This is a genomic window from Burkholderiales bacterium (genome assembly GCA_035560005.1).
Classification (GTDB): Bacteria; Pseudomonadota; Gammaproteobacteria; order Burkholderiales; family Eutrophovitaceae; genus DASRFY01.
Map to the genome: position 1 here is coordinate 21,843 of DATMAN010000008.1, position 11,995 is coordinate 33,837.

The 11,995-nt window shown below is 68.2% G+C and carries 4 protein-coding genes and 1 CRISPR repeat array; of the genes, 2 read left to right on the forward strand and 2 right to left on the reverse strand.

Features of this window, described 5'->3' with window-relative positions; translation table 11 throughout:
- Position 1 precedes the first annotated feature (1 nt).
- Together cas3u and VNM24_00640 are read left to right on the forward strand one after the other, a co-directional pair.
- Complete coding sequence (gene cas3u, locus VNM24_00635) at positions 2-3,052, forward strand: type I-U CRISPR-associated helicase/endonuclease Cas3 (protein HWQ37104.1); 3,051 nt, start codon at positions 2-4, stop codon at positions 3,050-3,052.
- Positions 3,019-4,266 (forward strand): hypothetical protein, encoded by a 1,248-nt coding sequence (locus tag VNM24_00640; GenBank protein HWQ37105.1) that lies wholly within the window; start codon positions 3,019-3,021, stop codon positions 4,264-4,266. The genes cas3u and VNM24_00640 overlap by 34 nt, the downstream gene beginning before the upstream one ends.
- A gap of 163 nt (positions 4,267-4,429) precedes the next feature.
- A CRISPR array of direct repeats spans positions 4,430-8,236; the repeat unit is 36 nt; unit sequence ATTTCCGCGACTACTTAGTCGCGGCCCCATTGAAGC.
- A 240-nt stretch (positions 8,237-8,476) separates the two neighbouring features.
- On the opposite strand, the gene VNM24_00645 is transcribed toward VNM24_00640, so the two are convergent.
- Entirely contained in the window at positions 8,477-11,128 is a 2,652-nt protein-coding gene (locus VNM24_00645) for a PAS domain S-box protein (GenBank protein ID HWQ37106.1), read from the reverse strand.
- A gap of 247 nt (positions 11,129-11,375) precedes the next feature.
- On the reverse strand, positions 11,376-11,995 hold a 620-nt coding region (locus VNM24_00650), incomplete at its 5' end, for an NYN domain-containing protein (protein ID HWQ37107.1).

Sequence of the window (11,995 nt, forward strand, 5' to 3'; positions counted from 1 at the left end):
CATGCAACACCTTCCGCCCTTTACTGCGTGGTTTCGCGAGCTCTGGAAGCACGCCCCCTTCCGCTGGCAAGCCATGCTCGCCGAGCGGGTCGCGAGCGGCCATTGGCCCCAGGCCCTCGACCTCCCCACCGCCTCCGGCAAGACCGCCTGCGTGGACATCGCCGTCTATGCCCTCGCCGCCCAAGCAGACCGACCCCTAGCCGAGCGAACGGCGCCCCTGCGGATCTGGTTCGTCGTGGACCGCCGCATCGTGGTGGACGAAGCCTTCGAGCGCGCCCAGAAGATCGCCCAGAAGCTGGCCGACGCCGAGTCCGGTCCGCTCCGCGAGACCGCCGACCGGCTGCGCCAACTGAGCGGCACCGACCGGCCGCTCGCCGTCGCCCGCCTCCGAGGCGGCATCTTGCGAGACGACGGGTGGGCCCGCATCCCGTCGCAACCCGCGATCATCACCTCGACCGTGGACCAACTGGGCTCGCGCCTGCTGTTCCGAGGCTACGGGCACAGCCTGCTGGCGGCGCCCATCTTCGCCGGGCTCGCCGCTAACGACAGCTTGATCTTCCTGGACGAGGCCCACTGCGCCGTCCCGTTCATGCAGACGCTCCGCGCCATCGAACGCTACCGGGGTCCGAAATGGGCCGAGGAGCACATTCCTACCCCGTTCGCGTTCGTGGTGATGTCGGCGACCCCGCCGGCGGGAATTCCGCTCGACCAGATCTTCCCCGGCAGGGAGCGCGCGGAGGTCCTAGACGATCCAGAACTCGCCCGGCGGCTCCGCACCTCGAAACGAGCGCAGCTCATCGAGGTAACGGCGCCACGATCGCGAAGGAGCGGCGAGCCGCAAGAAGCGGCAGCAGCAAGAATGCAAGCAGATCGGGCGGAAGCAGGAGCAGATGATCCCCTCGTCACCGAGGCCGTGGTCCGTGCCGGAGGATTCGTTCGCTCGGGAAAACTCCGGGTGGCGGTCATGGTCAACCGCGTGCGCACGGCCGAAGCCGTGGCGGACGCGCTCCGGACCGCCCTCGGCGAGGAGGCGGACGTCGTCCTCCTTACCGGGCGCATCCGGCCGTTCGAACGCGACGAGCTGGTCGAGCGCTGGACCCCGTACCTGCGCGCGAACCGACCGGAGCAGCCGGAAAAGCCCGTGGTCGTAGTCTCCACCCAGTGCCTCGAGGTCGGCGCCGACTTCAGCTTCGACGCCCTCGTGACCGAGTGCGCGAGCCTCGACGCGCTCCGGCAGCGGTTCGGTCGCCTGGCGCGCCTGGGATCGGAGCAGCCGGCACCGGCCGCCGTCCTCATGCGCGGGCAGGACGCGGAGTCGGTGGAACCTGACCCGATCTACGGAACCGCGATACGCGAAACGTGGAAATGGCTCGAAGGACAGGCCGCGGAAACCGAGAGCGGCACAAAGGTCGTCGACTTCGGTGTGGAGGCCCTCGAAGTTCGAGTCCGCGAGATCGAGGACCTCTCCTCTCTGCTCGCGCCGGCACCGGATGCGCCGATCCTTCTACCAGCGCATCTGGACCTGCTCTGCCAGACGGCCCCGCCACCACACCCGCAGCCCGAGGTCTCGCTCCACCTGCACGGCCGAGCCGGGCCGCCAGAGGTCTCGGTCGTCTGGCGATGCGACCTTGCGCCCGACGACCCCGGCACCTGGACCGAAACCATCGCCTTGTGCCCTCCGGTGAGCGCCGAGATGCTCCAGGCGCCACTTTGGCGAGTGCGCGCCTGGCTCGCGGAACGGCCGGCGGCGGATTATGAAGCGCGTGCGGCGGCTAGCGACGAAGGCGACGTCGAGGGCGCGGGCGAGGAACCGGAGACCCGAGCGGCGGCGATCCGCCGGTGCCTTCTCTGGCGCGGGCGCGATCGCTCGCGAGTGGCGAGAACGGCAGACGACATCGCTCCCGGCGACGTCGTCGTGGTACCCGCCGCCTACGGGATCGCCGGGCTCGGGCAGGCCACGAAGGCCAAGGCCCTGGGAGACGAAGGTCTCGATCTCTGGGAGCCGGCCCGTGCGGGTGTCGGTCATCCCGCCGCGGTACGGTTGCACCCCGCTGTGCTCGCGCCCTGGCTCGCCTGCTCCCCGCTCGCCGAACTCTTGGCTGTCGCGACCTCCCGCGCCTGGGACCGGGAGGAGGTGCAGGACGCCATTCAGGCAGTTTTGGATTACGAACCCGAAGGCGAAGACGCGCCGCCGAAGCCACCCGACTGGTGGGTCGAGCTCCTGCGCCGCGCGCGCCACGGGCGCTTCGAGGATCATCCGGCCGGCGGACTGGTGCTCGTCGCTCGCGCCACCCCCGGTGCGCGCCGCGCCGCCGAGCCGGATCTCTTTGCCGATGACGACGATCTGGCCTCGGCGGAAGATTGCGAAGTCACGCTCGGCGACCACACGGCCTCGGTCGCGCGCGCAGCCGTCAAGCTCGCAGAACGTTGTCTGCCCGCCGGCTTCCGAGACGCGTTCGAGCTTGCCGCCCGCTGGCACGACAGCGGCAAACTGGACGCGCGCTTCCAGCTCCTGTTGCATCATGGCGACGAAGTGGCCGCGGCCCTCTCGGCGCAGCCACTTGCCAAGTCCGCCTCTGTGCCCCTCTCCCCGGCCCGTCGCCGCACCATTCGCGAGGCGAGCGGCCTGCCGGCCAACTTCCGGCACGAGATGCTGTCGCTGCAACTGGCCGAGCGGTTCGCAGAGCTGCCCACTGACGACGCTCTGCGCGACCTGGTACTGCATCTGGTTGCCGTGCATCACGGTCACGCGCGCCCGTTCGCCCCGGTAGTGGACGACCCATCTCCGCCCGGAGTGTCGGGGCCGCTGGGGACGGTGCATATCGCGCTGGGAGCGGAGGCCCGTGCCGCGCTCGTTCCGTCTCATCGCATCGATTCCGGGGCCCCCAAGCGGTTTTGGCGGCTCACCCGTCGCTATGGCTGGTGGGGCCTGGCGTATCTGGAAGCGGTTTTCCGTCTGGCCGACTGGTACGGCAGCGTTTTCGTAGTCCGGTCTGATTCGAATCGGGAGAGCGCACCATGGTCGAACGCCGTTTCGAACTCTGCGGCCTAGACGGGGCCAATCCTTTGGGGTTCCTTGCGGCCCTCGGTACCCTGGTCACGCTGCACCGGAGCGGGGTCGGCACCGCGCGACTTTGGTGGGAGCGTTCGACTCGTTGGGTGCCCATTCTCGAGGGCGTCCCCGTCGAACGCGAAGAGGACGACTCCGCCAAGGGGGAGTTGGCGCTAAGGATCGCCGGCGCGCTGCGGGGCCGTCACGTGGCCGAGGCGGCTGGGGAGGAACGCCGCATCGCTCAAAAGGCGATGGAGGACGCAAAGACGGCGATCAAAAAGAAGCGGGACGAGCTCAAGCGGCGAGGCCTCCGCGGGACGGAGCGGGCCGAGGCGATCGAGCTGGAACTCGCGCCGCTCGAACGCGACTACGAGGAAAAACGGCGGCGCTGGCTCGCGGCGCTGCGGGACGCCGTGCCGCGCCCGGAGCTCGCGCTGGGCAAGCGGATCGAGGACGCGGGTTCCGAGGAATATCGGGAACTCGCGGAGGCGATTCTTGCCGGCAGCGACGGCAGCAGCCGCGACGCGCTCGATCTCCTCGCCGCGTTGGGCAGCGATGCTTGCGTAGACAGGAACGGCCGCGTCGAGGCCACGCCGTTCGAATTCACTGCCGGCAGTGGCCACCAGTTCTTCCTTAATGACGTAGGCCAACTCATGGAGAAGGTGACGCCGGAGCTGATTTCAAACGCTTTGTTCGAGCCGTGGAGCTATCGGGACGAAGGTCTCTCCCTGCGCTGGGATCCCGTCGAGGACAGGCGGTATGCCTTGCTCGACCGCGACCCCACGGACAGCAAAAACAAGCCGCGCACGGTGTGGATGGCCAACCTCCTCGGCTATTGCGGCCTAGCGCTGTTTCCGGCGGCGCCAGCCGGGCGCCGTCTTGCCGCTTCCGGGTGGAGCGATGACGGGGGCTCGCAGTACTTTACGTGGCCTCTCTGGACCCATCCAGTGAGCCTGGACGTCGTGCGCTCTTTAGTCCAGCTGTCCGAGCTGGTGCGCGAGCGGCCCAACCTGGCTGTCCTTGCGCCCCGTGGTATCATTGCGGTCTATCGGGCGCCGCGGATCGTCGTTGGTTCGGCGGCGAACAAGAAGCTGAACTTCACGTCCGCGCGGCAGATCGTCGGGTTCACGCGACCCGTCCCCGCAGCCGCCCCGAGAGGCCCAGCCGGACGCAGCCAACCCGGCGCTCACTTTGAGGTGCGAGCGCCGGAGTGACGTTCGAATGCCGAGAGCCGCTCGATGCTCCCTAACTAGATGCCTTGAGGGGACTTCGCTGTCGGAGCTGGCCGGTAAGCGTGCAGACGTCTTGCCTCCGGCTGGGCAGTCCTCGCTGTGGCGCGTGCAGGTCTTTGACAACAGCACACTTCTCGGGCCGGCTATTTCCGCGACTACTTAGTCGCGGCCCCATTGAAGCGAGTTGCAGATAGTCCAACCGCTCGCTGATGCGCGGATTTCCGCGACTACTTAGTCGCGGCCCCATTGAAGCGAGTTTGTCAAGGACACGCTGGACGAGGCGGTGGCATTTCCGCGACTACTTAGTCGCGGCCCCATTGAAGCCAGATGCGGCGGCCCTTCAGCACGGCTGCCGCTGTATTTCCGCGACTACTTAGTCGCGGCCCCATTGAAGCGGCCCGCGCACCTACGTCTCGCACATGGATGTCGCATTTCCGCGACTACTTAGTCGCGGCCCCATTGAAGCTGGCGGTGGTCGATGAGGAGAGCGCCGGAGCCGACATTTCCGCGACTACTTAGTCGCGGCCCCATTGAAGCACCGGGAGATCCGAAAGGAAATCTGATTGATGCTCCTATTTCCGCGACTACTTAGTCGCGGCCCCATTGAAGCCCCGACAGCCGCCACCCGGTCATGCGCGCGCGCGCCAAGGCCGATTTCCGCGACTACTTAGTCGCGGCCCCATTGAAGCATGCGGACCCTCCGCGCACGTTAGCTCGTCTGCGAATTTCCGCGACTACTTAGTCGCGGCCCCATTGAAGCGTCGGTCGAGGCGAGGGCGACCGGCCCGTGCAGGTCATTTCCGCGACTACTTAGTCGCGGCCCCATTGAAGCCGCGGCTGAGCCGGTCTGATCCGTGTCAGCCGCCACATTTCCGCGACTACTTAGTCGCGGCCCCATTGAAGCCAGGCCGCCGTCGAGGAGCTCCAGCGCCGCTTAGCCATATTTCCGCGACTACTTAGTCGCGGCCCCATTGAAGCGAATCGCCCGACGGCTATCTGTTCGGCCGTTGGACATTTCCGCGACTACTTAGTCGCGGCCCCATTGAAGCTCACCCACAACCACCCGCGGGGCTTCTCGTTCTCGCCGATTTCCGCGACTACTTAGTCGCGGCCCCATTGAAGCAGGTAGAGCCGCCGGAAGGCATTCTGCGCGCCCGGAAATTTCCGCGACTACTTAGTCGCGGCCCCATTGAAGCAGGCAGCAATCATGACCGACATCTCCCCGCTCGGCGTATTTCCGCGACTACTTAGTCGCGGCCCCATTGAAGCCGGTCCGGGTCCGTCGAGAGCGCCTTGAAGGCCAGCATTTCCGCGACTACTTAGTCGCGGCCCCATTGAAGCGCGATGATCTGCCCGCCGGCGAGCGCCTGCTCGAGAATTTCCGCGACTACTTAGTCGCGGCCCCATTGAAGCGCCCCCCAGCGGTGGCGGTGCCGCCGCTGCGAGGCCATTTCCGCGACTACTTAGTCGCGGCCCCATTGAAGCGAGTGGGGACTGCTCAGCCGCGAGTCGTGACTTCAGAAATTTCCGCGACTACTTAGTCGCGGCCCCATTGAAGCGGGTGTCTGGATCTTGGCTATGGCGGTATCGTCCAAATTTCCGCGACTACTTAGTCGCGGCCCCATTGAAGCCCATCCTCTTTTCCCCCCTTCACCATCCATCGATATTTCCGCGACTACTTAGTCGCGGCCCCATTGAAGCTACACGGGCTGGACGAACGCCGAGCACCAGCGCGTATTTCCGCGACTACTTAGTCGCGGCCCCATTGAAGCGAATCTCCATCGCCGTCCTCCTCCGCCTACCGCAGCCATTTCCGCGACTACTTAGTCGCGGCCCCATTGAAGCAACGCGGCGATCGAGCAGGCGCGGCAGAAGATCGGCATTTCCGCGACTACTTAGTCGCGGCCCCATTGAAGCCTCTTCAGCGCGAGCGGCTGGTCGGCGAGCGACAGCTATTTCCGCGACTACTTAGTCGCGGCCCCATTGAAGCGTCGAGTTCGCGCAAGTATCGTTCCCGCCAGTAGATTTCCGCGACTACTTAGTCGCGGCCCCATTGAAGCCCCGCTCGCATCGCGCAGCAGCGTCTCGACCGCGAATTTCCGCGACTACTTAGTCGCGGCCCCATTGAAGCCGTAGGGGGTCACGGGCGCACCGGCACGGCGCTAGCGATTTCCGCGACTACTTAGTCGCGGCCCCATTGAAGCTACGCGCGCAACGCGACGTGGCTCATGCGGCGCTCGAATTTCCGCGACTACTTAGTCGCGGCCCCATTGAAGCGGATTCCGGGTCGTCGCTCGGGGTCGGGTCATGTATATTTCCGCGACTACTTAGTCGCGGCCCCATTGAAGCCGACGCGATCATTCCGGCGCTGGCGCCCGCGCCCGACGCATTTCCGCGACTACTTAGTCGCGGCCCCATTGAAGCATGACGATGGCGCCGGTCTCGTTCGTGCCCGCCGCGGATTTCCGCGACTACTTAGTCGCGGCCCCATTGAAGCTGAGTCTTGATACGGTCCAGTGGGACCATCGTGTCCATTTCCGCGACTACTTAGTCGCGGCCCCATTGAAGCACGTCGGTCCAGTAGTCGACGACGACGGGCACGAGCCGATTTCCGCGACTACTTAGTCGCGGCCCCATTGAAGCACCGGATCGGGCAGCGCGACGCCCGCGAGGCTCGTCTATTTCCGCGACTACTTAGTCGCGGCCCCATTGAAGCGCGGGGCTCTTCGGCGGCGGGGGCGGCGGGCTCGGGCTGCCATTTCCGCGACTACTTAGTCGCGGCCCCATTGAAGCCCGAGGCGGCGGCGCGCGACGGCGTGGCGGTCCTCGCCATTTCCGCGACTACTTAGTCGCGGCCCCATTGAAGCCTGCAGCTCGGGAATCTGATCGCGGTCGTAGTCGAATTTCCGCGACTACTTAGTCGCGGCCCCATTGAAGCCGCGCGTGGGCGGTCGACCCCGCCACCCGCGAGCTGATTTCCGCGACTACTTAGTCGCGGCCCCATTGAAGCTGTTCGACCGCCCGGCGGATAGCGTCGCTGAGCAGCATTTCCGCGACTACTTAGTCGCGGCCCCATTGAAGCGCGGACCGCCGCGGGACGCGCGAGCTGCGCGAGCTGGATTTCCGCGACTACTTAGTCGCGGCCCCATTGAAGCTTCGGCGCGCTCGCCGTCGCAGTCAGTCGGGTCGGGATTTCCGCGACTACTTAGTCGCGGCCCCATTGAAGCCGTTCTGGCGCACGGACGAGGGCGCGGAGAACCCGGATTTCCGCGACTACTTAGTCGCGGCCCCATTGAAGCCCTCTCTTTCTGGGGGTCCGCCCCCCGGCAGGTCATTTCCGCGACTACTTAGTCGCGGCCCCATTGAAGCGGAACCCCGGGCTGTGCGGTCGGCGGGGGCTGCTCATATTTCCGCGACTACTTAGTCGCGGCCCCATTGAAGCCAGCGCCTTGAGGCCGAGCGCCGCGGTGCCGAGCGCCGCATTTCCGCGACTACTTAGTCGCGGCCCCATTGAAGCCGGGCTGAGCCGAGGGTCATTACGTGCTTCCCCCGGATTTCGCGACTACTTAGTCGCGGCCCCATTGAAGGGCCAGGGGCGCACGCGTATCCTGGGGCGGGCGGGGATATTTCCGCGACTACTTAGTCGCGGCCCCAGTGAAGGGGTGTCGCTCCTGCGCGCCCTTGGGTTACCGTCCGAATTTCCGCGACTACCTAGTCGCGGCCCGATTGAAGCGCGCTGGGCGACAGGGGCAGGTCGCCCTACGCCGCGGCATTTCAGCGACTACTTAGTCGCGGCCCCATTGAAGCTTCCTCTTCGCAGTGCCCGGCGCGCGCGCCGTCGCACATTTTTGCGACTACTTAGTCGCGGCCCCATTGAAACCAGCTGGGCCACGGGTGGCATACATGGCCGCCGTGAATTCCCGCGACTACTCAGCCGCGGTCTCACTGAAGCACCGTCGATCCGGACGCGGAAAGGAGACGCCCGCGGATTTCCGCGACTGCTCACTCGCGGCCACGCGGGCAAAGCACGGGTCTCAATTCCCTGAGAGGATCAGGCACAGGCGGCCTCACACCGAACCGGTTCGGTGACGCCGCCATCTCGTCTGCAGTAGATGGGCCACGAAAAGCAGGTGGTGAGCGCCAGCCAGGTTCACTGACGGCACCGCTGACCCACCCCGCCGCGGCCCGGGGCCTACGCGTCCAGGCAGCGCCGCACGGTCTCGAGCAGCCGCTCGGCAGGAAAGGGCTTCTGCAAAAAATTCTCGCCGTCGCGCACGCCGGCCTCGCGCTCGGCGACGGCGGCGCTGTACCCGCTCATGAAAATGACCTTCAGCCCGGGCCGCTCGGCCCGCAGCCGCCGCGCCAGCTCGTGCCCGCTCACCCCGCCGGGCATCACCAGATCGGTCACCACCAGCGCCACGCGCTCCCGGTGCGCACGCCACACCTCCAGCGCCTCGACGCCGCTGCCGGCCTCCACCACGCGATAGCCGTGCCGCGCGAGCACGGTCCGCGTCACCTGCCGCACGGCCGCGTCGTCCTCGACGAGCAGCACGGTCTCGCTCCCGCCCGGCACCCGCCGCTCCCCCCCGACCGGCGCCTCGTCGGCCAGCGCCGGCGCCGCCGGCAGGAACACCTGAAACGTCGCGCCGCGCCCCGGCTCGCTCTCCACCTCCACCCACCCGTGCTGCTGGCGCACCACCCCATAGACCATCGCCAGCCCGAGCCCGGTCCCCTTGCCGGGCTCCTTCGTCGTGAAAAACGGCTCGAAGATGCGCGGCAGCACCTCCCGCGGAATCCCCACCCCGGTGTCGCGCACGCGCACCCACACGTACGCCCCGGGCCGCGCCTCGGGATGCCGCGGCCGCTCGCCCACCTGCTCGGCGCCGGTCTCGACGAACAGCCGGCCCCCCTCGGGCATCGCATCGCGCGCATTGACGGCCAGATTCATCAGCACCTGATCCAGCGTCCCCACATCCGCGCGCGTCCAGAGCGGCCCGGGATGCAGGTCGAGCTGCAGCCGGATGTCCTCGCCGATGATGCGCTGCAACAGCTTGGCGACGCCCGCCACCACCTCGTTGAGATCCAGCACGCGCGGCTGCAGCACCTGCCGGCGGCTGAAGAGCAGGAGCTGGCGCGTCAGCCCCGCCGCGCGCTCCGCCGCCGTCCGGATCTGCGCGAGACTCTCGCGCACCTCGCCCGGCAGGCCGTCGGCCTCGGCCGCCAGCTCCGCCTCCATCAGAATGCTGGTGAGGATGTTGTTGAAATCGTGCGCCACGCCGCCGGCGAGCTGCCCGATGGCCTCGAGCCGCTGCGCCTGCCGGAGCTGCTCCTCGAGCTGGCGCCGCTCGGTGATGTCGCGCGCCACCCCGACGATGCGCTCCACCTCGCCGGCCGCGTTGCGCACGGGAAAGGCCCGATCGCGCACCCAGCGCACGCGGCCGTCGGGCCGCACGATGCGATACTCCTCGTCGTAGAGCCCCGCCGCCTGCCGCGCCGCCGCGGCACGCGCGACGCGCTCGCGATCCTCGGGATGCACGGCCTCCAGCCAGCTCCCGGGCGCGTCGTACAGGCTCCGGCACGACCGCCCCCACACCCGCTCGTAACCGGGACTCACGTACAGCAGCTTGCCCGCGCGCGGATCCTGGATCCAGAACACGTCGTCGATCGTCTCGGCGAGCTCGCGGAAGCGCTCCTCGCTGGCCCGCAGCGCGTCCTCGGCGCGCCGCCGCTCGGTCACGTCCACCATCAGGCCGCGCAGCTTGACCGGCCGCCCGCCTTCCACCACCACGGTCACGATGTCGTGCAGCCAGACGATGCGGCCGTCGGCGGCGATCATGCGGTACTCGAACTCGTGATCGCGCTTCTCGGCGACGCAGCTCGTGCAGAAGCGGACGGCCCAGTCGCGGTCGTCGGGATGGACGTGCCGCACCCAGAAGTCGGGCTCCTCGGTCCAGCGCGCGACGGGATAGCCGAGCAGCCGCTCCGCCTTCGGGCTCACGAAGGTGAAGCGCCACGTCGCGGCGTCGGCCTCCCAGACGATGCCGTCGACCGAATCGACGAGGGCGGCGAGCTGCTCCTGACTGCGGCGCAGCGCATCCAGCGTGCGCCGGCGCTCGGTGACATCGAGCGCGGTCGCGAGGCCGCAGCGCTCGCCGCCGACTTCGATGACGTCGAGGTTCACCGAGAAGGTGCGCCGCTCGCCCGACTTCACCCGGAGATCGAACTCGCGCTCGCGGATCCGTCCCTCGCGCTCCAGCTCCGCGAGAAACGCCCGGTAGCCGTCGGGATCGGGCGGGTAGAGGCCCAGCTCGAGACCGGTGCGGCCGACGGCCTCCTCCCGGCCGAAGCCGAAGGCGCGCTCCCAGGCCTCGTTGACGTTCAGGATCACACCGTCGGCGAGCCGCCAGAGCGCGGCGGCGAAGGCGGCCTTGTCGAACAGCGCGGCGAAGGTACGCTCGCTCCGGCGGAGCCGCTCCTCGGCCGCCTTCCGATCGCTGACGTCGCGCGTGATGCCGAGCAGCGCCACGACGCGCCCCTCGGCGTCGCGCAGCGGCGTGGCGTGGGTCTCGAGCCAGCGACGCCCGCCCTTCAACCCGACGATCTCGAACTCGAGCCGGGCCGACTCGCCCCGGAACACGCGCGCGGTCAGCTCGCGGACGGCAGCGCGATGCGCCTCGACGACGAGCGGATAGACAGAGCGCCCGCGCACCTGCTCGATCGACTCGGCCTCGACCATCCGCAGGCCGGCCGGATTCATGTCGAGCAGGGATCCGTCCGCCGCCATCAGCTTGACGCACTCGGGCTCGGTCTCGAGGATGACGCGCAGCCACGCCTCGCGCGCCACCGAATCGCGGCCAAAGGCGGGGGGAACCAGCGCGGCCGCCGACTCGCGGCGGGCGGGACGCCGCGCTGCGGATGGGTCGGGCGAGGAACGGCGGCGAGGCATCGAGCGCTCTATTCTGACCTGCCGGCACGCCCGGTGTCATCGCCCGCCGGCCCTTCCCGCGCGGCGATTCGCAGCACTATACAGTTCTGCTCCGACCCTGGGGCCGCCGGAGGCCGGCCGCGCGAGGCGCGCGCCGCCCGCCCTCTCAGCGCTCGGCCGCGCGCGGCACGGGCACGCGATCCTCGCGCCCGATGGCGGCGCGCAGCTCCTCGAGGAGGAAGATCGGCTTGTCGGCCACGTAGGCGAGCTCGCGGCTGAGCGAGCGGCGCGAGGTGACGACGTAGACGCGCTTGCCGCGCGAGCGCAGCAGCTCGACCGCGCGCTCGAAATCGCCGTCCCCGGAGAGCAGGAAGGCGACGTCGTAGTTGCCGACGGTGTTGAGCATGTCGAGCACGATCTCGGTGTCGACGTTCGCCTTGATGATCCGCTCGCCGGTCTCCTCGTCGCGGATCACCTTCACCGGCTTGCGCCGGACGATGTAGCCGGAGTGGGAGAGGAAGTCGAGGAAGCGCTGCTGCAGCGGATCGGTGGCGGTGAAGTCGGCCAGATAGTAATACGCGGCGTAGCAGACGGCATCGCCGACGAGGAACTCGCGCGCCTTGCGGTAGTCGACGAAGTAGCCGGCCTCGCGGCAGGCGTGATCCATGTTGGCGCCGTCGACGAAGAGCGCGACGCGCTCGCCGGACCGGAGGATGCGGCGAGGGTCGGGCGGCACCGGCGCGGGCGCGACCCTCGACTCCGGCGCCAGCGACGACAGCGGCGCCA